The organism is Nonomuraea sp. NPDC049695, from assembly GCF_040674955.1.
Lineage (GTDB): Bacteria > Actinomycetota > Actinomycetes > Streptosporangiales > Streptosporangiaceae > Nonomuraea > Nonomuraea helvata.
This window is the reverse complement of the sequence record NZ_JBFANV010000080.1, coordinates 25,116-47,279: the sequence shown is the minus strand read 5'-3', so window position 1 is coordinate 47,279 and position 22,164 is coordinate 25,116. Positions and strand designations below refer to the sequence as shown.

22 protein-coding genes are annotated in these 22,164 nt (G+C 70.4%); 14 read left to right on the top strand and 8 right to left on the bottom strand.

The annotated features are described in order from the left end of the window. The first annotated feature begins 113 nt into the window (after window positions 1–113). A complete protein-coding gene (locus AB0J64_RS43885) occupies window positions 114–1,469 on the top strand; it encodes a hypothetical protein (protein ID WP_364041529.1) in 1,356 nt (451 codons plus the stop codon). A 154-nt stretch (window positions 1,470–1,623) separates the two neighbouring features. Here the strand turns inward: AB0J64_RS43885 and pip are convergent, their stop codons facing one another. Then, window positions 1,624–2,586, bottom strand: coding sequence for a prolyl aminopeptidase (gene pip, locus AB0J64_RS43880; RefSeq protein WP_364041527.1), 963 nt, complete (start codon window positions 2,584–2,586; stop codon window positions 1,624–1,626). 87 nt (window positions 2,587–2,673) lie between these two features. Here pip and AB0J64_RS43875 point away from each other — a divergent pair, with 87 nt between their 5' ends. From AB0J64_RS43875 to AB0J64_RS43850, 6 genes are all read left to right on the top strand, one after another. After that, window positions 2,674–3,180 (top strand): hypothetical protein, encoded by a 507-nt coding sequence (locus AB0J64_RS43875; RefSeq protein WP_364041525.1) that lies wholly within the window; start codon window positions 2,674–2,676, stop codon window positions 3,178–3,180. An 86-nt stretch (window positions 3,181–3,266) separates the two neighbouring features. After that, window positions 3,267–3,563, top strand: a complete 297-nt coding sequence (locus tag AB0J64_RS43870; protein WP_364041523.1) for a hypothetical protein — start codon at window positions 3,267–3,269, stop codon at window positions 3,561–3,563. A 200-nt stretch (window positions 3,564–3,763) separates the two neighbouring features. Continuing rightward, window positions 3,764–3,910: a hypothetical protein gene (locus AB0J64_RS43865; protein ID WP_364041521.1), complete on the top strand. Its 147-nt coding sequence runs from the start codon at window positions 3,764–3,766 to the stop codon at window positions 3,908–3,910. Continuing rightward, window positions 3,910–4,800, top strand: a complete 891-nt coding sequence (locus AB0J64_RS43860; protein WP_364041519.1) for a hypothetical protein — start codon at window positions 3,910–3,912, stop codon at window positions 4,798–4,800. The genes AB0J64_RS43865 and AB0J64_RS43860 overlap by 1 nt, the downstream gene beginning before the upstream one ends. Before the next feature lie 21 nt (window positions 4,801–4,821). Then, a complete protein-coding gene (locus AB0J64_RS43855) occupies window positions 4,822–6,231 on the top strand; it encodes a PLP-dependent aminotransferase family protein (protein ID WP_364041517.1) in 1,410 nt (469 codons plus the stop codon). A gap of 158 nt (window positions 6,232–6,389) precedes the next feature. Continuing rightward, window positions 6,390–7,580 (top strand): MFS transporter, encoded by a 1,191-nt coding sequence (locus tag AB0J64_RS43850; RefSeq protein WP_364041515.1) that lies wholly within the window; start codon window positions 6,390–6,392, stop codon window positions 7,578–7,580. Window positions 7,581–7,587: 7 nt separating this feature from the next. Here the strand turns inward: AB0J64_RS43850 and AB0J64_RS43845 are convergent, their stop codons facing one another. The 3 genes from AB0J64_RS43845 to AB0J64_RS43835 all read right to left on the bottom strand — a co-directional run bounded on the left by AB0J64_RS43845 (window position 7,588) and on the right by AB0J64_RS43835 (window position 10,790). Then, window positions 7,588–8,865 carry a serine hydrolase domain-containing protein gene (locus AB0J64_RS43845; RefSeq protein WP_364041513.1) on the bottom strand — a complete coding sequence of 426 codons (1,278 nt, stop codon included), beginning with the start codon at window positions 8,863–8,865 and terminating at the stop codon, window positions 7,588–7,590. A gap of 195 nt (window positions 8,866–9,060) precedes the next feature. Then, window positions 9,061–9,525 (bottom strand): GNAT family N-acetyltransferase, encoded by a 465-nt coding sequence (locus tag AB0J64_RS43840; RefSeq protein ID WP_364041511.1) that lies wholly within the window; start codon window positions 9,523–9,525, stop codon window positions 9,061–9,063. Then, on the bottom strand, window positions 9,522–10,790 hold the full coding sequence (locus AB0J64_RS43835) for an alpha/beta hydrolase (protein ID WP_364041509.1): 1,269 nt from the start codon (window positions 10,788–10,790) through the stop codon (window positions 9,522–9,524). Before AB0J64_RS43835 ends, AB0J64_RS43840 begins: the two co-directional genes overlap by 4 nt. An 83-nt stretch (window positions 10,791–10,873) precedes the next feature. On the opposite strand from AB0J64_RS43835, the gene AB0J64_RS43830 reads away from it, so the two are divergent. Continuing rightward, window positions 10,874–11,530 (top strand): maleylpyruvate isomerase N-terminal domain-containing protein, encoded by a 657-nt coding sequence (locus tag AB0J64_RS43830; RefSeq protein WP_364041507.1) that lies wholly within the window; start codon window positions 10,874–10,876, stop codon window positions 11,528–11,530. A 14-nt stretch (window positions 11,531–11,544) separates the two neighbouring features. Here the strand turns inward: AB0J64_RS43830 and AB0J64_RS43825 are convergent, their stop codons facing one another. Further along, window positions 11,545–12,249 carry a class I SAM-dependent methyltransferase gene (locus tag AB0J64_RS43825; protein ID WP_364041505.1) on the bottom strand — a complete coding sequence of 235 codons (705 nt, stop codon included), beginning with the start codon at window positions 12,247–12,249 and terminating at the stop codon, window positions 11,545–11,547. Window positions 12,250–12,345: 96 nt separating this feature from the next. On the opposite strand from AB0J64_RS43825, the gene AB0J64_RS43820 reads away from it, so the two are divergent. The 4 genes from AB0J64_RS43820 to AB0J64_RS43805 all read left to right on the top strand — a co-directional run bounded on the left by AB0J64_RS43820 (window position 12,346) and on the right by AB0J64_RS43805 (window position 16,595). Continuing rightward, a complete protein-coding gene (locus tag AB0J64_RS43820) occupies window positions 12,346–13,173 on the top strand; it encodes a hypothetical protein (RefSeq protein WP_364041503.1) in 828 nt (275 codons plus the stop codon). Between the two features lie 96 nt (window positions 13,174–13,269). Further along, window positions 13,270–13,947 (top strand): VWA domain-containing protein, encoded by a 678-nt coding sequence (locus AB0J64_RS43815; RefSeq protein ID WP_364041501.1) that lies wholly within the window; start codon window positions 13,270–13,272, stop codon window positions 13,945–13,947. 24 nt (window positions 13,948–13,971) lie between these two features. Continuing rightward, entirely contained in the window at window positions 13,972–14,877 is a 906-nt protein-coding gene (locus AB0J64_RS43810) for a protein phosphatase 2C domain-containing protein (protein WP_364041499.1), read from the top strand. Next, window positions 14,874–16,595: a hypothetical protein gene (locus tag AB0J64_RS43805; protein WP_364041498.1), complete on the top strand. Its 1,722-nt coding sequence runs from the start codon at window positions 14,874–14,876 to the stop codon at window positions 16,593–16,595. Before AB0J64_RS43810 ends, AB0J64_RS43805 begins: the two co-directional genes overlap by 4 nt. Window positions 16,596–16,601: 6 nt before the next feature. Here AB0J64_RS43805 and AB0J64_RS43800 read toward each other — a convergent pair whose 3' ends face one another. Together AB0J64_RS43800 and AB0J64_RS43795 are read right to left on the bottom strand one after the other, a co-directional pair. Then, window positions 16,602–17,075 (bottom strand): PaaI family thioesterase, encoded by a 474-nt coding sequence (locus AB0J64_RS43800; RefSeq protein WP_364041496.1) that lies wholly within the window; start codon window positions 17,073–17,075, stop codon window positions 16,602–16,604. 107 nt (window positions 17,076–17,182) lie between these two features. Continuing rightward, window positions 17,183–18,403 (bottom strand): riboflavin synthase, encoded by a 1,221-nt coding sequence (locus AB0J64_RS43795; protein WP_364041494.1) that lies wholly within the window; start codon window positions 18,401–18,403, stop codon window positions 17,183–17,185. A 260-nt stretch (window positions 18,404–18,663) separates the two neighbouring features. On the opposite strand from AB0J64_RS43795, the gene AB0J64_RS43790 reads away from it, so the two are divergent. Together AB0J64_RS43790 and AB0J64_RS43785 are read left to right on the top strand one after the other, a co-directional pair. Next, window positions 18,664–19,236, top strand: a complete 573-nt coding sequence (locus AB0J64_RS43790; RefSeq protein WP_364041492.1) for a TetR family transcriptional regulator — start codon at window positions 18,664–18,666, stop codon at window positions 19,234–19,236. Continuing rightward, a complete protein-coding gene (locus AB0J64_RS43785) occupies window positions 19,233–19,817 on the top strand; it encodes a hypothetical protein (protein ID WP_364041490.1) in 585 nt (194 codons plus the stop codon). Before AB0J64_RS43790 ends, AB0J64_RS43785 begins: the two co-directional genes overlap by 4 nt. Before the next feature lie 52 nt (window positions 19,818–19,869). On the opposite strand, the gene AB0J64_RS43780 is transcribed toward AB0J64_RS43785, so the two are convergent. Next, complete coding sequence (locus tag AB0J64_RS43780) at window positions 19,870–22,122, bottom strand: excinuclease ABC subunit UvrA (protein WP_364041488.1); 2,253 nt, start codon at window positions 22,120–22,122, stop codon at window positions 19,870–19,872. Between the last annotated feature and the right edge of the window lie 42 nt (window positions 22,123–22,164).

Here is a 22,164-nt window from a genome sequence, read left to right as displayed (position 1 = left end):
CGGGCGTGTCCGGCATCGCAGGGGCGAGGGGCCTCGACGGACACCGCCCGCACCCATCGACCGCCCGACCGGCTTCGGCGTGCGCGGGGTGCCGGCGAACAGGGGAGGATTCCGTGCTTCCAGTTCCGACCGCGACGATGCTCGCGGACATCAAGAGCGACAAGAACTACGTGTGGGCCGCGTACGCCCGGCTCATCACGGGCGCGCTGGCAAAGGTCAAGGCCGAGGAAGCCAAGCTCGGGGGTGACATCGGGAGGAGGTACACGAACGAGCGGCTCATCGCGATGACCGAGTTCAACCGGCTCAACAAACCGCTGCCCACGCAGAACCCGCAGCGGACCCAGGCACTCGACGAACGCGCCAACGGGCTGCCGTCGATCGTCACCGCGCTCAACATGCTCATGGGATGGGTCCCGCCTCTGGCTGGGCACCCCTACCTGCTCGGTCTCATCGACCAGCTCGAAACCAGCGTCGTGGTGCCTGTCGAGAACCAGGAGCCGCTGGCGCAGCAGAGCCTGCGGATCTGCTTCGGCGACAAGGCCGGCGAGGCCGCTCCCCACTTCAGGGAGATCCTGACCCAGCTGAGAAAGCTGTACGCCCGCACCAACGACAAGGGCAGGGGCCTGGTCCATGGCCCGGCCCTGCCCGCCACCATGGGCGCGCTCGCGCACGGCACCGGCGACACCGCCTACGTCGATCTCAGCACCAACCTGGTCAACGGCCTGATGGACCGATTCGAGGCGGCCTCGTCCCTGTTCCACGAGGCGTCGCACACGCTCTCCGCCGGAGGCACCGTCGACTTCGCGTACCGGGACAAGGACGCCCACTACCTGCTCACTCCGGATCTGGCGCTGCTCAACGCCGCCAGCTATGAGCAGGTGGCGCTCGACCTGCTCAACAAGAAGCTGGGGAGCAACGAGAAGGCGGTCGCGGCGCTGCGGCACGGCGTCGGAACGGTCCAGCAGGCGCATGCGCTGATGGCCTCGCGGGTGACACGCGCCTGGGTCCGCTCCTACGACATGCGCGCCGCGGCGGTGCAGGGAGTACTGACCTCCGAGATGCTTTCGGGGTTGCCGCCGCTGCCGCAGGGGGAGGCGTACAAGGACATCGTCAACCAGCTCGTGCTGGCGTTCCAGAAGCAGATGGACACGCTTATGGGGACGGTGAGCAGCCAGCTCACGATCGTGGGCACCGCCCAGACGGAGAAGCTCGAGATCAAGTCCACCCCGCAGGACTCGGTGCTCTACGTGCCCTACTCCTGGGTCGGTGATCGAACGCCCGACGAGGTCGCCCTGGAGCTGCTGCGGTTCATCGCCGAGAAGGCGTGGCCGGAGGGCGGGGAGAGCGACTTCAACGGCTCGCAGCTCTGTGGATATGTCGCCTCGATCCACATCACCGACCGTCCGGAGCTGCAGACGCTGCTGCAGTCGTACTACTCGGGCATCACCCGGAAGGCGAAGATCGACTGATTCCCGCGATCACTTCGTGCGTGGCAAGCTCGCCAGACACGCGGAGATGAGCCCCTGCAACGCCGCCGGCATCGGGAGATGGTGCTCATTTGATCTTCCAGAGCCGGGCGGTGTGGTCGTGGCTTCCGGCGGTATCGCCGGTGGCCGCCCAGGCTCAGCCTTCCCGGTCCGCGAAGGCGTCCAGTGCGGTGAGGATCTCCATGTTCATCGTGGTGCTGCCGGTGTGTCCGGAGTCGTCGACGACCACGAGGCGGGCATCCGGCCAGGCCTGGGCCAGTTCCCAGGCGTACTGGAGCGGCGCGCCCAGGTCGAAGCGGCCGTGGATGAGCACGCCGGGGATGCCGGCCAGTCGGTGTGCGTCGCGCAGCAGTGCTCCCTCCTCCAGCCAGGCGGCGTTGGCGAAGTAGTGGCTGCAGATGCGGGTCAGGGCCAGCAGGGCGTCGGGCGGACGGTCGCTGTAGGCGTTCGGCTTGCCGTTGGTCTCCAGGGAGATCACCGCGTCCTCCCAGGCGGTCCAGTCCCGGGCGGCCTGGGCGCGGACGGCGGGATCCGGGTCGGACGTGAGCCGGGCGTAGGCGGCCAGCAGGTCGCCGTCGCGTTCGGCCTCGGGTACGCCTTCCCGGAAGCGCTGCCACTGCTCGGGGAAGAAGCGGCCGACGCCGCGGTACAGCCAGTCGATCTCGTAGCGACGGGTCGTGGTGACACCGGCGAAGACCATCTCTGACACCCGTTCGGGGAAGGCCTCGGCGTAGGCGAGCATGAGCGTGGATCCCCATGATCCGCCGTACAGCAGCCATCGGTTGACGCCGAGGTGCTCGCGCAGTCTCTCCATGTCGGCCACGAGATGGTGCGTGGTGTTGCTGGACAGGTCGGCGTCCGGGTCACTCGCGTGTGGTCGGCTCCGGCCGCAGTTGCGCTGGTCGAACAGGATGATGCGGTAACGCTCGGGGTCGAACCAGCGGCGCTGCCCCGGTGTGCAGCCCGAGCCCGGGCCGCCGTGGACGACGAGGGCGGGCTTGCCGCTGGGGTTGCCGCAGACTTCCCAGTAGACGAGGTGGCCGTCGCCGGTGTCGAGATGCCCGTGGTCGTAGGGTTCGATGGGAGGAAAAGGGCGCATCGCACTAAAATAACAGCACTGTTGTATTTTTCGACTGTTCGGAGTGCGTCGAGGCCGACGTTGCCGCCGCCATCTAGAGTCCTCGGCATGGCCGTCATCCACCACACCGCCCTCAAGCCGACCAAGCTGGAACTGCTCACCTCCTGGCTGCCCTCCCGGCCGTGGTACGTCGGCGGCGCGGGCGGGCCGGAATTGGCCAAGGCCGGCGGCTTCCGGCTGGACGACCCGGAGGGGGAGGTCGGGATCGAGTTCATGGTGGTCACCGACACCTCCGGCACCCATCCGACCAGTTACCTGGTGCCGCTCACCTATCGCGGCGCCCCGCTCGACGGGGCGGAGCACGCCCTCGTCGGCACCATGGAGCACGGGGTGCTGGGACGGCGCTGGGCCTACGACGGCTGCCACGACCCGGTGCTGGTCGCCCAGTTGCCGCTTGCACCGCGTCCTGCGTCCCGCCCTGGACGGCGGGCCTCTCCTTCCGCCGGAAGCGATCGGCCACGTCGCCGGCTCCTGGCAGATGCCGGATGGCACCCGCGCGCGGGGGCTGTTCGTCGTCCTGCACACCGGCCCCCGTGCCTAGGGATCAGACCGTAGATCATGAGGCTGGGTCGCGGGCCACTGGATGAGCTGGACGGCGTGCGCGACCACGACAGAATCACGGCCCTTCCTATAGTTCAGGAATGGCCAGGAGTGAGGATGAGACGGTTTGGGGCGAAGAGGAGTATGTCGCGTGCCTGCGAGACGAGCGCAGACGCTTTGCGTGGGTGATGCAGCGCTACGGAGGACTCGCTTCGGCTGAAGCCGAGAAAGCTGCGCTGGAACGGTACCCATATGAGCCGAATGGCACGCCATTCCGCGGACTGATCTTCCATGACGAGGCGTGGCACTGGGCAATGCTGAGGATCTACGGCCATCGCTACACCGTGGACCACCCTGAGGTGGCTCACCCGTCGGCCGAATACGAGGCCCTCGGCTGAATCTACGAACGCCGGATTCAGGTCCCGGACGCCCAAGCGCTCCCGACCTGAAGCTCCGTGAGCCACCCGAGCCGTCGTACGAGGCGGCCGGCCGATGAAATCGGACCTCCATCGCAGACCGGAATCGGTCCTGTCCGTCCGTCCAATCCGCCAGCAGCATGGTTCCTGCACCCGTGATGGCCCCAAGAGAGGAAGAGATCATGGGACGGAGCATCGTGGACATCGGCCCGTGGCCGGACGGGTACCTCGCCGGTCCGGGCGTCGGCGTGGAGCCGTCCTTCGGTACGAGCGCCCTGGCGAGCCCGAACGCGTTCACGTCACCTGTGCCGTCGGGCGGTGAGCACTGATGCAGACGGCGATCCTGTTCGCCCTGGCGGCCGCCGCCCTGTACGGCGCCTCGGACTTCCTCGGCGGGCTGCTGTCGCGCCGCGCCCCCTACGCGCTGGTCGGGCTCGTCGGGCAGGCCGCCGCCGCGCTCGGCGGCGTGGTCGCCGCACTTGCCGTCAGTGCCCATCCCGGCATGGGCGCGATCGGATGGGGGATCGGTGCCGGGATCGGTGGGGCGGTCGGCACGCTGGCTCTCTACCGTGGGCTGTCCCGAGGGAGGATGAACGTGGCAGGGCCGCTGTCAGCGGTCGGCGCGGCCGGTCTGCCCATCCCGATCGACCTGCTGTCCGGCGGGAAGTTCACGGCGCTCGCGGTTGTCGGCGTCGGCCTGGCCATCCCCGGGATCTGGCTGGTCGCCGCGGAGCCGGGCAAGCGCGACGGTGGTGGGGTGGCCGAGGGGCTGCTGGCCGGGCTCGGCTTCGCCGGGCTGTTCGTCTGCCTCGACCGGGCCGGGGACACGGCGGGCCTGTGGCCGGTGGCCGCGAGCCAACTGTCCGCCGTCGCCGTCCTGGCGGTCTTCGTGCTGGCAGGCCGTCGAGGCACGGCCCACATCGTCGAAGCGGCCCACATCGTCGAAGGAGCCAGGACCGGCAGTGCGGCCCCGACCGGCGGGACGGCGCGGGTGCCGTGGGCCGCGGTCTGGCCGGGAGTCCTGGGGGTGGGCGCGACCGTTCTGTACTTCCTGTCCACCCGCGAGGCGATGCTCGCCGTCTCGGCCGTCATCACCTCCCTCTATCCGGCCTTCACGGTCGCCCTGGCCGCCCTGGTGCTGCGGGAGCGGACCAGCCTGGCGCACGCCGCGGGGCTGCTGCTGTGCGCGGCTTCCGTCGGCGCCTTCGCCGTCGGGTAAGCCCCCGCTACGCTGCGGCGGGTGAACACGGTGAACTCGACCCTGGTGGACGATCTGCTGGTGGAGCTCGACCGTACCGGCGCCACGCCGCTGCACCGGCAGATCGAGGCGGCCCTGCGTGACGGCATCCGCGCGGGCCGGCTGCGCCACGGCGCCTCGCTGCCCTCCTCGCGCCGGCTCGCCACCGAGCTCGGCGTCTCCCGGGGCGTCGTGGTGGAGGCCTACGACCAGCTCGTCGCCGAGGGGTACCTCACCAGCACGCCCGGCTCCTACACGCGGGTCGCCGCCGTGGGCGGGCAGGCCGCCGCCGTGCCCCCGCCGCCGCAGACCGCCGGCCCGCACATCGACTTCGGGTACGGCCGCATCGACCCGGCCAGCTTCCCCCGCGCGGCCTGGCTGCGCTCGCTGAGGCGGGTGCTCACCGACGCGCCGCACAGCCGGCTCAACTACCTCGACGGGTACGGCCTGCCCGAGCTGCGCACGGCACTGGCCGACTACCTCGACCGCGTCCGCGGCACTTCCACCGACTCCTCGCAGGTGCTCATCACCAGCGGCTACGGGCAGGCGGCCGCACTGATCATCGGCGTGCTCGCCGGCCGCGGCGCGCGCCGGGTCGCCGTGGAGGACCCGTCGACCGACGACGTCCGGCTGCTCGCGCACCTGCACGGGCTGGACGTCGTTCCCCTGCCGGTGACCGGCGAGGGCATCGACCCGGCCGCACTGGAGCGCGCGGACGCCGATCTGGTCGTCCTCACCCCTTCGCACCAGTGGCCGCTCGGCGGCGTGCTGCCGGCGCGGGCGCGGAGGGAGGTGGTTCGGTGGGCACGGGCCCGCGGGGCGGTCGTCGTGGAGGACGACTACGACGCCGAGTTCCGCTATGACCGCGCCCCCATCGGAGCCATGCAGGGCCTCGCGCCCGACGTGGTCGTCTACGCAGGCTCACTCAGCAAGATCCTCGCTCCTGGGCTCCGCCTGGGCTGGCTCGTGGTGCCGGCGCACCTGGCCGACGCGGTCGCCGAGGCCAAGCTGCTGGCCGATCGAGGCTCGCCGGCCATCGAACAGCTCGCCTTCGCCGACTTCCTCGTACGCGGCGAGCTCGACCGCCACCTGCGCCGGATGCGTCCCGTCTACCGGCGCCGCCGCGACGTCCTGCTCGCCCGGCTCGCCGAGTCCCTGCCCGGCTTCGAACCCACCGGGGTGGCGGCCGGGCTGCACGTCGTGGTCTGGCTACCGGACGGTATGCGGGAGGACGACGTGGTGGCGGCGGTCGCCGGGCACGGCGTCCGCGTCGCCGGCGTCGGGCCGTACCGGCTGGCCGGGCCGGGGCGGCAGGGGCTGATCCTCGGCTACGGGGGCCTGAGCGAGGGCCGGATCACCGAAGGAGTGGCGGCGCTGGCGGCCGCGGTACGCGCCCTCCGCCAACGGCGCTGAACAGCCTGCGGCGGCCGCCCCCGTACGAACTCACTCGCACCCGTGGTGACATAGTGGGGCCTCGCTGCCGCGCGTGGTTCGAGCTCCGGGCGTCCACACGCAGCGGCGGGAAGTGCCGTACCCCGTGCCTCGCCGGGCGCGCGATTGGAGAGCGACGGATGCCGAGTGGACTCATCGCGCTGGCACTCGGCGGTTTCGGCATCGGTCTCACCGAGTTCTTGATCGCCGGGCTGCTGCCGCAGGTGGCGTCGAGTTTCACGGTGTCCGAGGCGGCGGCGGGCTGGCTGATCTCCGGATACGCGTTAAGTGTCGCGGTCGGCGCGATCGCGCTGACCGCGGCGACGGCGCGGCTGCCCCGCAAGAGAATCCTGGTCGGTCTGGTGGCGCTGTTCGTCATCGGCAACCTGCTGTCCGCTGTCGCGCCGAACTACCCGGTGATGCTGCTCGGGCGGATCGTCGCGGCGTTGTGTCACGGTTCGTTCTTCGGCATCGGCTCGCTGGTCGCTCGCAGTCTGGTCGCGCCGGAGAAGAAGTCCCGCGCGGTGGCGGTCATGTTCGCCGGGCTGACGGTCGCGAACGTGCTGGGCGTGCCGTTCGGCGCGCTGGTCGGTGAACACTGGGGCTGGAGAGCGGCTTTCTGGGCGGTCACCGGCATCGGCGTGCTCGCGCTGGTGGGAATCGTCGCTCTCGTCCCCGGCGGGGCGGGAGAGACGCGGCCGCCGACAGTGACGGGCGGCCGCCCCGATCCGATGCCGCCCAGCGGCTTGCGGGCGCAGTTCCGTGCGTTCCGGTCCTGGCAGGTCTGGCTGACTCTGACGGCCACCGCGCTCAGCTATGGCGGGATGTTCGGTGCGTTCAGCTACATCGCCTACACCTTCACCGAGGTCAGCGGCTTCTCCTCCGCGGATGTCGCCTGGTTGCTGATGGTGTACGGCGTCGGTCTGGTCGTCGGGAACCTGATCGGCGGACGAGCGGCCGACCGTGACCGCGACCGCGCCCTGGTCGTCGCCCTGGTCGGGCTCACCATCACCCTGGCCGTGTTCGGTCTGCTGGCCGGCAGCGCCACCGCGTCGGTGGTCCTGGTGTTCCTGATGGGGGTGTTCGGGTTTGCCGGCGTGCCCGGCATGATCACTCGCGTCACCGACGTCGCCCACGGGGCGGCACTGGCCGCCAGCGCCAACGTGTCCGCGTCCAACATCGGCAACGCCCTTGGCGCCTGGCTCGGGGGGCTGGCCATCACCGCGGGCCTCGGATATGCCGCGCCGCTCTACGTCGGCGCCGGCATCGCCCTGACCTCCGTCGTCGTCATGGTCGTTGCCGCATACCCTGCCAGGTCACGGGCTGCCTGAGGTGCGATCAACTCGCTGCCTGGTAGGCGGTGGTCCAGAAGTCGCGGTGCAGGCGCGGCGTGTGGACGGAGTCCATCGCGCTCTGCGTCAGCAGGATGCCGACGAGGTCCTCGGCCGGGTCGGCGTACGCGGTGGTGCCCAGGCCGCCGTCCCAGCCGAACTGGCCCGGCGAGGCCAGGTCGCGGCGGTGGGTGCGGACCGCCATGCCGAAGCCGAACCCGCCGTGCCGGCCGAAGTGGTCGCCGAACACGTCCTTCTCGACCTTCTGCTCCGGCGTCAGGTGGTCCATCGTCATGAGCTCGACCGAGGCCCGCGACAGGACCCGCTCGCCGCCCAGCGTCCCCTTGTTGAGCAGCATCCGGTAGAACGCGTGGTAGTCGTCCACGGTCGACACCAGCCCGTCGCCGCCCGCCTGGAACACCGGCAGGCGGCTGTACTTCCCACCGGCCGCCTCGTCCCACACCACCAGCTCGCCGGTCTCGGGGTTGTGCGCGTAGCTGGTCGGCAGCCGGTGGATCCGGTCGGCGGGCACGTGGAAGCCGGTGTCCTTCATGCCGAGCGGGGTGAACAGCCGCTCGCGCAGGAACTCCTCCAGCGACTGCCCGGTCACCCTGGCGACGAGCACGCCGAGCACGTCGGAACCGACGTGGTACTGCCACAGCTCGCCCGGCTGACGCATCAGCGGCAGCGTCCCGAGCCGCCGGATCCACTCCTCCGGCCCGAAGTCCGGTGAGGTGGTGTCCAGCCCGAGCTCGCGGATCGCGGTCTGGATCGGGTACGTGTCCGGCGCCGCCAGCACAACGCCGAGCCCGAAGGTGAAGGTCAGCAGGTCGCGTACGGTGATCGGGCGGGCCGCGGGCACCGTCTCGTCCAGCGGGGCGTCGATCCGGGCGAGCACCCTGCGGTCGGCCAGTTCGGGCAGCCACTCGTCGACCGGGTCGTCCAGCCGCAGCCGGCACTCCTCGACGAGGATCATCACCCCGGCGGCCGTGACCGGCTTGGTCAGCGACGCCATCCGGAAGATCGTGTCCCGCCGCATAGGTTCGGCGCCGCCTACGTGCATGGTGCCCATCGTCTCGACGTGCGTGTCGTCTCCCCGGCTGACCAGCGCGACCAGGCCGGGAACCGCGCCGGAGGCGACATGGCCGTTCAGCACGTCACGCATCCGCCGCAGGCCCGCCTCGGCCAGTCCGGCGCGCCGGCGCTCTTCGCAGCGGCCCTGAGTCTCCCAGGCACCTTTGCTGTCCCAGGTGCCCTTCATGTCCCAACTAGTGGTCTTCGCCACGGCTCCAACTTCCATTCGCGTATGCCGTTCTCGTTATGCGCACAGTGTACTCATAAAGGGAACTATGTACGCAAGCGTTGAGCGGTGCGAGTGGTTCTACAGGTCTTCGCGGAGTCGCGTGAGCCAGGCGATCAAGAAGCAAGCTCCGCTACGCCGGCTTCGCCGATCCCTTCCGGCTGCTGCGCGTGGCGACGGTCACGCCAGATCCAGCACCCCGACCGTCTGGCCTCCGCTCTTCTCGCCTGTGAGCTCGAACCCGAGCTTCCGGTAGAAGCCTTCGGGTCCGCCCTCTCCCGGTTCCCAGGTGACGTACATCTGCGTGCCGCCGCGACGCCTCACCTCGGCCGCCACCGATTCGACGGCGAAGCGGCCGACTCCGTGTCCCTGCGCGTCGGGTGTCACGTTGAGACGCCACAAGCCGGACCGGAAGTCGACGCCCTTGCCGTTCCAGTCGATGTCGAGGAACGCCATGAGGAAGCCCACGGCGCGGTCGCCGTCGAGGATGAGGCGTGGCCAGGCCACGTTCGGGTGGACGTACGCCTCGGCCAGCGATTTCACCACCGGTGAGACGAAGGGCTCCTGGTCGGGGCGGACCTTCACCGCGATGGCCGTATCGATGTTGGCAGGGGTGACAGGCACGAGGCGGAGGCTTCTGGTCATGGAAGAACCATATGAGCCGGCCCCGCCAGCCAGTCGGCGATGTCGGCGACCACGGCGGGGTCCACGTGCTGGGGAGACTCGTAGTCCGCGGGCGTGGACGGGCCCGAGCCGGGGAAGAACAGGTGGTCGTCGGCGTCGTAGACGCGGATGGTGACGTCCGGCCGGTGGGCGAGGCCCGCCTGCCAGCCGACGAGATCGTCGGCGACGGTCACCTGATAGTCGCGGCCGCCCTGGAGGATGAGCATCGGCTTGTCCAGCGCCGCCGCCGTCGCCACGGGGTGGTAACCGCGCAGATCCAGCCAGTACGCCCCCGAATAGCCGAACGGCAGCTCCGCGGCCGGCGTGTCAGGCGACAGGTCGGGACTGTCGACGAGTGCGGCCTGCCGCGTGATCGTCTCGACCGCGGCCTGCGCGCCGGGGTCCAGCGAGGCGAGGTGGCGGATGACGCGTACGGCGGCCCGGTGCATGGGCTGGGTGTCGCCGGCCAGGATCACCAGGCCGGCCACGGACGGCTCGGCGGCGGCGACCCGTGGGGCGACCTTGCCGCCCATGCTGTGGCCCGCGACGTACACACGCGCGGCATCGACGGCCGGGTGGCGCTGGAGCAGCTGGATGGCGGCGACGGCGTGGGGGACGTACTCGTCGCTCATCGTGAAACCGGGCTCGGCCGAGATCTGGCTGTGGGCGTACGTCACCTTGTCGAAGCGGAGCACCGCCACGCCGCGCCCGGCCAGCCCCCAGGCCAGGTCCTTGAGCGGCTTGTTCGGGCCGGCGGTGCCGTCCCGGTCGAACGGCCCGCCGCCGCCGAGCAGCACCACGCCGGGCCACGGGCCGGGCCCGCGCGGCACGCTCATCGTCCCGGGCACGGCCGACGCGCCGGAGCCCACGGTGACCTCGTGCTCGTCGAACCTCTCGGGGCGGGCGTACGACGGACGCGTCCACTGCGTGGTGAGCGCGGGCGCGAGCCGCAGGCCCTGCACCAGGCCGGTCTCGTCGACCGACATGACCACCGTCAGCCCGCCCCGCTCGCCCGTCACCGGCACGCTCACCCGGACCAGCCCTGCTCTGGCCGGCTCGCTGGTCGGCGTCCCGATCGCGGAGATCGCCCCGATGCCGGCCGTCTGGCGCTCCCAGTCGGCCTGCATCGTCTGCGCGGAGACCACCGCGCGCAGCGGTGGGGCGAACAGCTCCTCGACATCCGCGAAACGCCCGTTGCGCGCCATCTCGACGATCGCCGCAGCGACCGCGGCTGGGTCCGTTCCCATCGTCTTCCTTTCTCAATTTCTGCGAACGGTAGCACAGTATGAGATCGTTGCGCGCGGCGGCCGGGCGCTGTTAGCTTGCGGCGGTGGACCTCTTCTCACGCTCCTGGACGGCGCTGCGCTCGGCCGTCGCCGAACTTTCGGACGAGGACTTCGCACAGCCGTCCGGTTGTGCCGGCTGGCTCGTGCGGGACCTGGTGTGCCACCTGATCATCGATGCTCAGGACGTCCTGATCACGCTCGTCACGCCCGCGGAGACGGAGCCGACGCGCGACGCGGTGACGTACTGGGAGGTCTCCCAGTCACCGCCGACCGGAGACGACCCGCTCGACGCGCTGACCGTGCGGCTGGCGGCCGCGTACGAGGAGCCTCGGCTGCTCAAGTTCCACCTCGACGACGTCGGCTCGGCCGCCGGTCGCGCCGCCGAACTCGCCGACCCGGCCCTCCGGGTCGGCACCCGCGACGAGGTGATCACCGTGGGCGACTACCTCTCCGTGTACGTCATGGAATGGACGCTGCACCACCTCGACCTGATCGCCCATCTCCCGGACGCGGCGGAGCCGCCGCCCGAGGGCCTGGCCCGTTGCCGCGAGATGCTGGAGGAGATCGCCGGGGCGGCCTTCCCCGCGTCGTTCTCCGACAGGGACGCGCTGCTGGTCGGCACCGGACGGCGTGTCCCGACCGACGCGGAGCAGGCCGAGCTGGGCGAGTTGGTGGGGAAACTCCCGTTCGTCCTCGGGTGAGAGCCGACGTGTCCTCAGGCGAGCCGCCAGGCGAGTAGCCCCTCCGGCGCGTCGGCCTGGACGAAACCCGCACCCACGAGTTCGCCTTGGATCGTCTCCCAAGTCGGCCGGTAGCCATGGCCCACGAGCTCTTCTTCGCTGATCACCTTGTCACCCTGTGTGATCCGGTAGAGGTAGCGACCTCTGAAGGACTCCTCGTCCGACTCGAAGATCTCGGACGAGACCGTGTAGGTGTGCCGTCCCACCTGCCGGGAGTCCAGTTCCTTCAGCGGACGCGGTGCGGGCAGGCCGCCGTCGCGCCAGGTGAAGACCAGGAGACCGCCGGGTTCGAGGTGCTCCGCCAACACCGGCCAGAGCCGCTTGCGGTAGTCGGGCTCCAGGGCGTACATCACGTTGATCATGACCATGGCCTCGACCGGCTCGTCCAGATCCAGGCTGAGCGCGTCATAGGGGAGCACGGTGACCCGCTCGAGCAGCTCCGGTCGCTCGCTCAGCCGGGAGAGCAGCATCCCTCGCATACCGGCGGACGGCTCCAGGGCGAAGAGCTCGGCCGAGGTCCATTCGGCCAAGGAAACGGTGATCAGGCCGCTGCCGGCGCCGATCTCCAGGACGCTCCTGTGCACCTCTGCGAGGACCGGCGGCAACTTCTCGCGCATCGTCGCCACGTGACTGTTCTCGGCGAGCAGGTCATAGAACGGGACGGAGATGAAGTGGGCCATGGTCGGCCATGGTAGCCCCGGAATTCTTGATCGACTTCGTCGTCATGGCTCGCTACGGTAGGGCGTCCGATCCCGTCCGCCCCCAGGAAGTGCCACGTGCTCCGTCGTCACCGTTTATCCGTCCCCGCCCTGCTCATCGTGGGTGTGTACGTCGTCGCGCTGGCGGTCGCCGCCGTGTTCGCGCTGGCCGCCGGCGACCTCGGCGCGTTGGGGTGGTTGACGCTCTTCGCGGAGGCGGACGAAGGCGTCGCGGTGACGTGGCCGAACGTGCTCGTCCTGCTCCTGGCGGGCATGCCGTGGGCCTGGGCGCTGTGGCAGTGCCTGCGTGGCCCGCTGGCAGGTCCTCCGCCAGAGCTGGACCGGGACACGCGGCGGCTGAGGGTGGCGCTGTACGCCGCGGCGGCGTCCTGGCTGTTCTACGTTCTCACGCCGTTCTGGCCCTGGTGGGGGGAGGCGCTCGACGGCGTGGTGATGTGTGGGGTCGTGCTGGCGTTCCATCCGGTGCTGGGACACAACCTGCAGCGCGCCGGTCAAGTGCGCATATTGGGTGTGCTGGGGTACGGAGGCGGCGCCGTCTTCAACGTCCTCGACATCCTCGGCCGGCCCGTGCCCGACTCGCTCTCGCTGATCTGCGGCCTGGCGGCCCTGATCTGGATGATCCTGGTCATTCGCGCGCAGCGGTCGGACCGGCGCTGGCAGCGGGCCACTGTCCGGTACGGCATCGCCGCGCTGGTGGGGCCGTTGGTTGCGGGAGTTGTGCTCGGGGCGCTCGCAAGCGTGGGGAACCTCCACACCGCTGTGGCGCTTGCGGGTGTCGAGGGTGCGCTGATGGTGATCTGGTTGGTCCGCTCCGGCCACGACCTCGCCGACCCGCGCCAGGAGCCAGAACGCCTCACTTACACAGCATCAACGCATCCTCTATAACCGACACATCCTGGTTTCCATGCCTTTGATCTTCTATACAAGGACGTTAGTGTCGCTCTGATACTGAGCCGAAGCCGAAGGGGCGGTGGGTGCGCGATGGCCGAGACGAGGGGAGTGCTGCTGCCCGCATATGTGGTGGCGGACGAGTCGGCGTCGATGGGCCCGTACTACCAGGATCTGTCCGGAGGACTGGCGGCGCTGTGCAACGGTTTACGCGCGGAGCCGATGATCGCGGCGAAGGTCCGGCTCGCGATCCTCGGGTTCTCCGAGGACGTGCAGCTGCGGCAGGGGCTGAGCGACATGCGGATGGTCGACAGGCTGCCGCAGCTCGCGGTCCGCGGGGCGACGAACTACGGCGCCGCCTTCGCCGACCTGCTGCAGCGCATTCCCTATGACGTGCGGATGCTCAAGAACGACGGCTACAAGGTGCACCGCCCGGTGGTGTTCTTCCTGAGCGACGGCCAGCCCACGGACGGCCAGCACTGGCACGGCCCGCACCGGATGCTCGTCGACCGGAACGCCGCGCCGTTCGCGCCCAACATCATCGCCTGCGGGATCGGGTCGGCGCGGGCCGACACGATGCTGCAGGTGGCGACCCGCCAGGAGTTCGCCTTCGTCGCGGTGCCCAGCGCCGACATCGGCAGGGCGATCGCCGAGTTCTTCCACGCGCTGACGGCGAGCCTGGTCGCGTCCGGCCGCGCCATGGCCGACGGCAACCCGACGCTCGTCATCAACCGGCCGGACCAGTTCCGGCTGGCGATCGACGAGATCTGACGCCCGGCACGAGCTCAGGAGGTCGTGTACGTGCAGCACGTACGGCGGCAGGCCGACCAGATCCAGGCGTGGCAACGCGTCGTGATCGACATTCCCGGCCCGGAGTTCGAGCCGGCACCCCCGCGGCTGCTGGGAGGCACGTGCCCCGATTTCGAATGTGACGGCTGGTCCACCGCGGAGGTGACGCTCCGATCGGCTTCCGTACGGGGAGAACGGCACCGCTACTACCGCCAGCCCCGGCAGGACGCCACCTGTGCCGTGGTCCACGAGGGGACGGGCACCGTGGTGTTCGCCGTGGCCGACGGGGTGTCCAGCGCCACCGCCGCGGGGGTCGGAGCGGCCGAGGTCTGCTGGGCAGCGGTCTGCGCCATCCACGCACAGCTCGACGAGGGCCATCCAGGGCATGATTTCCCCGCGGTCGTCCGGTACGCGGTCGAGACATTGCACCGGCAGGCGGCGGCGATGCTCCAGCACGAGCCGGACCTGGCACAGGTGGAGGAGCTTTTCGCCACCACCCTCGTCGCGGGTACGGCTCGCCCCGGCCCGGCAGGCATCGAGATCGCCCTGTTCCGGGTCGGTGACTCGGGCGCCTGGGTGCTCGACCTGACCCGGCCGCGTTACCATCCCCTGTTCGCCACGAAGACCGAGGGGGACGTGGTCGCCACCGCGGTCAGCGCACTGCCCAGGGTGCCGCGGAAGCTGGAGCAGTGGTTCGGGAAGCTGGTGCCCGGACAGGTCCTGCTGGTGGGGACCGACGGGTTCGGCGATCCGCTCGGCGACGGAGACGGACAGGTCGGCGCGCTGTTCGCCGAGCACCTGGCAGCGCCGCCGTCGCCTCTGTGGCTGGCCCACCTGCTCGACTTCTCGCGGGAGACGTTCGACGACGACCGGACCTTGCTGGCCCTCTGGCCGCGGAGCGAGGCCCGATGAGCCGGACGGACCGCGCCGCTCTCAAGCTCGGACGGCGCCTCGGCCAAGGTGGCCAGGGGGCGGTCCACGAGGTGCTCGATCGCAAGATCAACGGCCAGTGGGACGTCGTCTACAAGGAGTACGATCCCGACGTCCTGCGCCAGCTCGACGTCGCCGCCCTCACCGCGATGACGGACCTGATCGGCCGGCTCCCGGGGTGGGACGCGGCGTGGTTGTGCGACAAGACGGCCTGGCCCGCCGGGCTCGTGGAGTCGGGTGATGCCGTCACCGGTTTCCTGATGCGGTCCGTGCCCCACAGGTTCTCCTTCGACCTGCGGACCCTGTCGGGCGCCGAGCGGAAACTGGCGACGGTGGAGTTCCTGCTCAACGACGACGCGTACGTCGGCCAGATCGGCCTGCGGGTCAGCGAGCGCGACCGCCTGCTGCTGCTGGCCGACCTGGCCGACACGCTCGCCCGCCTGCACTCGATGGACATCGTCGTGGGCGACCTGTCGCCCAAGAACCTGCTGTTCGCCACGGAGGCTTCTCCCGAGTGCTTCCTCATCGACTGCGACGCGATGCGGCTGGGCGGGGTGGAGGCCCTGCCTCAGGTGGAGACGCCCGACTGGCAGATCCCCGCCGCCGAGCAGAAGGGCACGCCGCAGAGCGACGCCTACAAGTTCGCGCTGCTGGCCGTCCGTGTCTTCGCCCGCGACCAGTCCTCCACGGATCTCGGCCGGCTGGCCGCCGTCAGCCCCGCACTGGCCGATCTCGCGACGGCGGCGCTCCATCAGCCCCCGTCCCAGCGGCCCGCTCCCGCGCAGTGGGCCACGCAGTTGAGGCAGGCCGCGCTGTCGGCCTCCACCACACCGACCGTCGTACCGCCGCCTCCGCCCGGCCCGCCGGGGCCGTCCCCTGTTCCCCCATATCCGCCACGACCCGGCCAGAGTCCCGCCCGGTCGGCGAAGATCGGTCTTGGTGTGGCCGCGGGATTGATCGGCCTGATGCTCGCCGCGGTGGCGGGGATCACCGCTGCCGAGAGCTCGGACGAGGGCGGCTCGAACGCGTCGTCCTCCAGCACGTCGTCCTCCAGCACTCCGTACGCCGCTGCTGAGCCCTCCTCCACCTCCCCTGAACCGGAGCCGTCGGAGACGCAGTCCGAGGAGCCCTCCGAGGATCCGTTCGACCCCACCGACCTCGACACCAAGGGCACCGACTCGACGCCGATCACGTCGGGGGCGCTGCTCCCGCAGTCCTTCACGACCGCCAAGAACGTGCGCTACACCCTCAGGGCCGGCGGGGTGGACAGGTGCCCGGGCTCGTACCACGAAGGCAGCGTCCGCACCGCCCTCAGCAAAGCGCGCTGCAGCAAGATGGTCACGGGTGCCTATGTCAACCCGGGCGCCCCCGCGGGTCAGCGGATCATGGTGTCCGTGTGGGTCGTCCCGCTGAGCAACGCGGACAGAGCCGACACCGCGTACTCGAAGCTCGACGACCTCTATGCGGACGCCTGGGGCATCGTGTGTCCGAGAAAGGGCCCGGGAGCCGGCCTCTGCGACTCGGGCAGCTGGACCAACGCGCAGACGTACGGGTGGACCGGATACACCCACCGGTATCTGATCCACACCGTGGCCATCTACACCAATCGCGCCACGGCCTCCAGCGCGAAGCCGTGGCTCAAAGACGCCTCCAAGGCGGCGTACCACGCGGTCGGGCCCAAGGTCTATCACGACGGATAGTGACGCTCAACGGGGGTTCTCCGGCTGTTCGCTCCTTTTCTCCACGCACATCAGCGTCTGCTGGCCTGTCGCAACGAGTGACCTCTGCCCGTCCTGGACGCCGAACACCTCCAGCCGGCACACGGTCAGCGTTCGCCCGGATCTCAGGACCGTCCCCACGGCCTCGATGTGATCGCCCATGGCGGGCGCCAGGAGGTTGATCTTGTACTCCACCGTGAGCACCGAGGTGTTCTCCGGGAACAGGGTGAACGCCGCATAGCCGCCCGCGCTGTCCGCGATGGCGCTGGTGGCTCCCGCGTGGATGTAGCCGTGCTGCTGGGTGACCTCGGGCCGGCTGGGGAGCACGATGTGCACGCATCCCGGGGCGATGTGGACGATGCGCGCACCGAGATGGCGCATCAACCCCTGCCGGTCAAAACTGGCCTTGATGCGCGCCTGCACCTCGGGGCCTGCCTGCTGCTGTCGCGTCTGGTCTTCCATGGCTCCCTCACTCGTGCGTGGCGGTCATGACGAGGCGGTAGCCGAGGCCGATCGTCTGGTACGGATTCGCGTTCACCGTCATTCGCCGCTCCTGTGCGTCATAGAGGTCACAGGTGCTTCCTGAGGTCGGCCACGTCCAGCAGGGGCAGGCCCCAGCGCAGGGCGGCGATCTCGAGGTCGGCGGCCTGCGCCATGGTCCCATCGGGGTTCATGACCTCGCAGCACACGCCGACGGGCGGCAGTCCGGCCGCCACGCACATCGCCACGGTGGCCTCGGTGTGACCGGCGCGTTCGGAGAGGCCCCCAGGGCGCGCCGCGAGCGGGAACACGTGTCCCGGCCGCAGGAAGTCGGCCGGTGCGGCGTCCGGGTGGGCCAGGCGGCGCACGGTCGCGGCGCGTTCGGCGGCCGACACCCCGGTGCCGGTCCCGGAGACCAGATCCACCGGGACGTGCGGACGGGTGCCGTGCCGGTCGCCGGGGCCGGGGATTGGGTCGATCTCCAGGCGTTCCAGGACCTCGGGAGCGCACGGCACGGTCGGATGACCGCATACCTGGGTGAGCAGGAAGGTGAACGCCTGCGGGCGCAGCCGCGCCCCCGCGAACACCACGTCGCCTTCGCCCTCCCGGTCGGGATCCCAGATCACCACGGCTCCTCCGGCGGCGAGCTGCGCGAGCGCCTTCTGCACGCCCCGCCCGCCGGACAGCCGTCCGGCCCACGGAAGCGCCGCGACCACGTCGGTCACCGCCTGCGCCAGGTCGGGCAGCCGGCGTCGTACCAGGCGGACGACCAGGTCGGGTTCCAGGTTGACCCGATCGCCGACGGACAGCTCCGACAGCGTGGTGGCCTGGAGGGTCAGCGGGATCAGCGCCACCGAGAACCGGTCGCGGGTCACCTCGGCGACGGTCAGGCTCACGCCGTCGACCGCGATCCGACCCTTCGCGACGATCAGGGGGAGGAAGCGCTCGGGCGGTTTGATCCACAAGCGCCGCGCGGCTCCCTCGTCATCGATCCGTACGATCTTGCCCACGGCGTCCACGCTGCCCTGCACCAGATGACCGGCGAGCGGGTCACCCAGAGCCAGCGGGGTCTCCACGTTGACCCGTGTGCCCGGCCGGACCTGGTCGAAGGTCGATCTGCGCCGGGTGTCGGCCGAAAGCCCGGCTTCCAGCACCTCCGTGCCGTGCGCGGCCTGGAGGACGGTCAGGCTCACGCCGTTCACGCAGACCGAACCCGGCGTGCCCGCGGCGGCCTTGGGAGCGCTGACCGCGATGCGTGCCCCATCGACGGCCACGACCGTGCCGATTTCCTGAATGTTCCCGGTGAACATGCGACACCACCTCTCGACAGCGGGAGGACGAGCCTCACCGCACGAAGGATCAGGGGCCCGGAACAGGCCCGAGAGGTGGCGGGGTGTACCGCATGGCCCGGATTCGCACCGAGTCGTCCCGCCAAGCACGGCGGAACCGGCGGGCTGTCACCGCCGCACCTTGGAATCGCACCGATCTACCTTCTATCACCCACCGCCGCAGAGATCAAAGATCCCTTAAGGCTCGCGTTAGTGACTAACATGAGGTTAGTCTCTAACACATGGAGGACACCGGTCTTAGGGCGCGGCGGAAGGCGCTCACCCAACAGGAGATCCAGGAGCACGCGATGCGGCTGTTCCAGGAACGCGGCTATGACGAGACGACCGTGGCCGACATAGCGGAGGCGGCGGGCGTCTCGTCGATGACGGTCTTCCGTCACTTCCCGACCAAGGAGGACCTCGTCCTGTCTGACGAGTTCGACCCGGTCCTTGCCGCCCGAGTTCAGGCCAAGCCGTCCGACCAGCCGCTCCTGCGGCGCATCGGCGACACGCTGATCGAGAGCCTGGCCCAGGCCACCCGGGCCGAGCTCGACATGACGCTGGCCCGGCTCAAGCTCGGGCTGGCCACCCCCGCGCTGCGTGCGCGCTGGCTGGACAACGAGCACCAGACCCGGAACGCCATCGTCGACGCGCTCGACGACGGCCGGCAGGACACGTTCCGTCTCCAGGTGGTCGCCGGCGCCTGCCTGGCCGCCACCACGACAGCTCTCATCCGCTGGGCGGAGAGCGGGGGGCAGCAGGCGCCCCACGAACTTCTCGCCCGAGCACTCGACATCCTCCAGGAGGAAATGTGAAGGTCCGCAGAGTCGTCACCGGGCATGACGCCGGCGGCAGCGGTGTCGTCGTCAGCGACGACCACGTCGAACCCTTCGCCCCCGACCTCGGGCAGAAGTGGTCGATCTGGGCCGGCGACGTCACGACCACCCTGCCCAACGACGGCACACCGCCGCCGTTCACCGGTCCGCTCCTCCCTCAGCCGGGCGGCTTCCACATCACCGTGTTCACCCTGCCGCCCCGCTTCAACCCTGACGACCTCCTCGGCCGCGATCCGGTCAGAGCCGCTGACCTGATGCGCCAGGCCGCCGACGAGTCCCATCCGTTCGTCCACGACCCCAACCCGCCCGGCGCCCACGGCGACCTGCCCGGCTCCTCCGCCATGCACGCCACCGCGTCCATGGACTGCCTCATGCAGGTGTCGGGTGAGTCCGTCTTCGTCCTCGACGACACCGAGGTGTGCCTACGTCCCGGCGACTGGCTCATCCTCAACGGCGTCGCGCACAGCTGCCGCAACGACGGCGACGAGACGGCCGTTCTGATCGGCGTCGTCATCGGCGCCCATCACCAGGGCGTCCCGCTCAGGACGACGACCGCCTGACAGGCTCGGCCGTAGCAGGTCACGGCGGGGCCGTTCGGCCATGCCTCTGGCGTCAGATGAGTGCTCGCAGATGGCGGGCCGTCAGGGAGCCCGGCGCGTGGACGAGGTCGCGTGGCGGGCCCTGGAAGACCACCTGCCCGCCGTGGCGGCCCGGCCCGGGGCCGAGGTCGACGACCCAGTCCGCCTGGCTGATCACGTCGAGGTCGTGCTCGACCACGACCGCCGTGGCGCCGCCGTCGACCAGGCGGTTCAGCAGTTCGACGAGGCCGGCGACGTCGGACATGTGCAGCCCCGCGGTGGGCTCGTCGAAGATGTAGACGCGGCCGGGCCGGTCGAGCTCGCTCGCGAGCTTGAGCCGTTGCCGCTCCCCGCCCGACAGGGTGCTCAGCGGCTGCCCGAGCGGCAGGTAGCCGAGCCCCACGTCCACGAGGCTCTCGAGCACCCGGCGGATCCGCCGTTCGGGAAAGACCTCGAGCGCCTCCCGTGCCGTGAGGTCGAGCACCTCGCTGATCGTGCGACCGCGATGGCGATACCGCAGGACGTCCGGGGTGAACCGGCGGCCGTCGCACTCCTCGCAGGTACTGACCATCGGGTCCATGAACGCCAGATCCGTGTAGAGCACGCCGAGCCCGCCGCACCGCGGGCACGCGCCTTCGGCGTTCGGGCTGAACAGCGAGGCGCTCACCCCGTTCTCGGCGGCGAAGAGCGCGCGGATGGGATCGAGGATCCCGGTGTACGTCACGGGGCTGGAGCGGCGGGACCCCCGGACCGCGGCCTGGTCGACGAGCACGGCGTCGGGACACACCTCGGGCAGGAAGCCCCGGATGAGGGTGCTCTTGCCGGACCCCGCGACGCCGGTCACCACGGTCAGCGCCCCGATCGGGAGGTCGACGTCGACGCCGTCCAGATTGTGCCGGGTGGCGCCGCGGATCTCGATGAACCCCGCCGGGCCGCGCGTGACCGCCTTCGGCTGCGGCCGGTGCCGGAGGTGCCGCCCCGTGGCCGAGCCGGACTCGGCCAGCCCGGCCACGTCGCCCTGGTAGACGATCTGGCCGCCGTCCAGGCCGGCTCCCGGCCCCAGGTCGATCACGTGGTCCGCCACCGCGATGACGTCGGGGTCGTGCTCGACGACGATGACCGTGTTCCCCTTGTCACGCAGCTCGCGCAGGAGCGCGGTCAGCTGGGCCACATCGTGCGGGTGCAGGCCGACGCTCGGCTCGTCGAAGAGGTACGTCATGTCGATGAGGCTGCTGCCCAGGTGGCGTACCATCTTGACCCTTTGTGACTCCCCGCCGGACAGCGTCGAGGTCGGCCGGTCCATGGTGAGGTAGCCGAGCCCGACCGAGATCAGGCGCTCCAGCTGGGTGACGAGGGCGGCCACCACCGGCCGCGCCTCCGGGGCGTCGAGTGCCCTGATCACCTCGACCAGCTCGCCGGCCTCCATGGCCGCGCACTCGGCGATATTGCGGCCGCCGATCCGGCTGGACAGCGCGGCCTCGGAGAGGCGGGCGCCGTGACAGGCGGGGCAGGGCCCCATGGTGACCACCCGTTCGTAGGCCTCCCGGGTCCTGCCCTTGAGCGACTCGACGTCCTTGGGCAGCCAGATCCGCTCGAAGCGCGGCAGCAGCCCCTCGAAGTTGGCGGCCGGCCCGCTCCGGCCGCGCGGGCGGGCGGGCACGCCCTCGCCGTGCAGGAACGCCCGCCACTCCTGCGGCGTGTAGCCGGACAGCGGCTTGTCGAGGTCGAACAGGCCGGATTCGGCGAACGTACGCCACATCCAGCTTCCGACCTGGAACGTGGGGAAGCGGATGGCGCCCCCGTTGAGCGACAGCCGGCGGTCGACGAGCCGGTCGACGTCGACGGTACGCGTCGTGCCCAGGCCCTCGCACCGCGGGCACATGCCTTGTGGATCGTTGAAGGAGAAGGCGTTCGAGTAGCCGGCGAACGGTTGGCCCGCCCGTGACCAGAGCAGCCGCATGAGCGCGTAGATGTCGGTGATCGTGCCGACCGTCGAGCGGGAGTTGCCGCCGAGGCGCCGCTGGTCCACGACGATGGCGGCGGACAGGTTCTCGATCTCGTCCACGTCCGGCCGGCCGTAGCGGGGGAGCCGGTTGCGGATGAACGCGGTGAAAGTCTCGTTGAGCTGGCGCTGGGCCTCGGCGGCGATGGTGTCGAAGACCAGCGACGACTTGCCGGATCCGGAGACGCCGGTGACGACCGTGAGCCGGCCCTTCGGAACGGCCACGGTGACGTCCTTCAGGTTGTGCTCTCGTGCTCCGGCGATGCGGATGTGATCGCGTGCCATGCGGTGAAGCTAGGCCGGGTTGTGGTCAGATCATGGCCACAA

Bases quoted from the DNA above. Each gene is read 5' to 3' on its own strand.
- pip (WP_364041527.1), bottom strand. From the start codon at position 2,586: ATGCGCCCTTTTCCTCCCATCGAACCCTACGACCACGGGCATCTCGAC.
- AB0J64_RS43875 (WP_364041525.1), top strand. From the start codon at position 2,674: ATGGCCGTCATCCACCACACCGCCCTCAAGCCGACCAAGCTGGAACTG.
- AB0J64_RS43870 (WP_364041523.1), top strand. From the start codon at position 3,267: ATGGCCAGGAGTGAGGATGAGACGGTTTGGGGCGAAGAGGAGTATGTC.
- AB0J64_RS43865 (WP_364041521.1), top strand. From the start codon at position 3,764: ATGGGACGGAGCATCGTGGACATCGGCCCGTGGCCGGACGGGTACCTC.
- AB0J64_RS43860 (WP_364041519.1), top strand. From the start codon at position 3,910: ATGCAGACGGCGATCCTGTTCGCCCTGGCGGCCGCCGCCCTGTACGGC.
- AB0J64_RS43850 (WP_364041515.1), top strand. From the start codon at position 6,390: ATGCCGAGTGGACTCATCGCGCTGGCACTCGGCGGTTTCGGCATCGGT.
- AB0J64_RS43840 (WP_364041511.1), bottom strand. From the start codon at position 9,525: ATGACCAGAAGCCTCCGCCTCGTGCCTGTCACCCCTGCCAACATCGAT.
- AB0J64_RS43835 (WP_364041509.1), bottom strand. From the start codon at position 10,790: ATGGGAACGGACCCAGCCGCGGTCGCTGCGGCGATCGTCGAGATGGCG.
- AB0J64_RS43825 (WP_364041505.1), bottom strand. From the start codon at position 12,249: ATGGCCCACTTCATCTCCGTCCCGTTCTATGACCTGCTCGCCGAGAAC.
- AB0J64_RS43815 (WP_364041501.1), top strand. From the start codon at position 13,270: ATGGCCGAGACGAGGGGAGTGCTGCTGCCCGCATATGTGGTGGCGGAC.
- AB0J64_RS43805 (WP_364041498.1), top strand. From the start codon at position 14,874: ATGAGCCGGACGGACCGCGCCGCTCTCAAGCTCGGACGGCGCCTCGGC.
- AB0J64_RS43800 (WP_364041496.1), bottom strand. From the start codon at position 17,075: ATGGAAGACCAGACGCGACAGCAGCAGGCAGGCCCCGAGGTGCAGGCG.
- AB0J64_RS43795 (WP_364041494.1), bottom strand. From the start codon at position 18,403: ATGTTCACCGGGAACATTCAGGAAATCGGCACGGTCGTGGCCGTCGAT.
- AB0J64_RS43790 (WP_364041492.1), top strand. From the start codon at position 18,664: ATGGAGGACACCGGTCTTAGGGCGCGGCGGAAGGCGCTCACCCAACAG.
- AB0J64_RS43780 (WP_364041488.1), bottom strand. From the start codon at position 22,122: ATGGCACGCGATCACATCCGCATCGCCGGAGCACGAGAGCACAACCTG.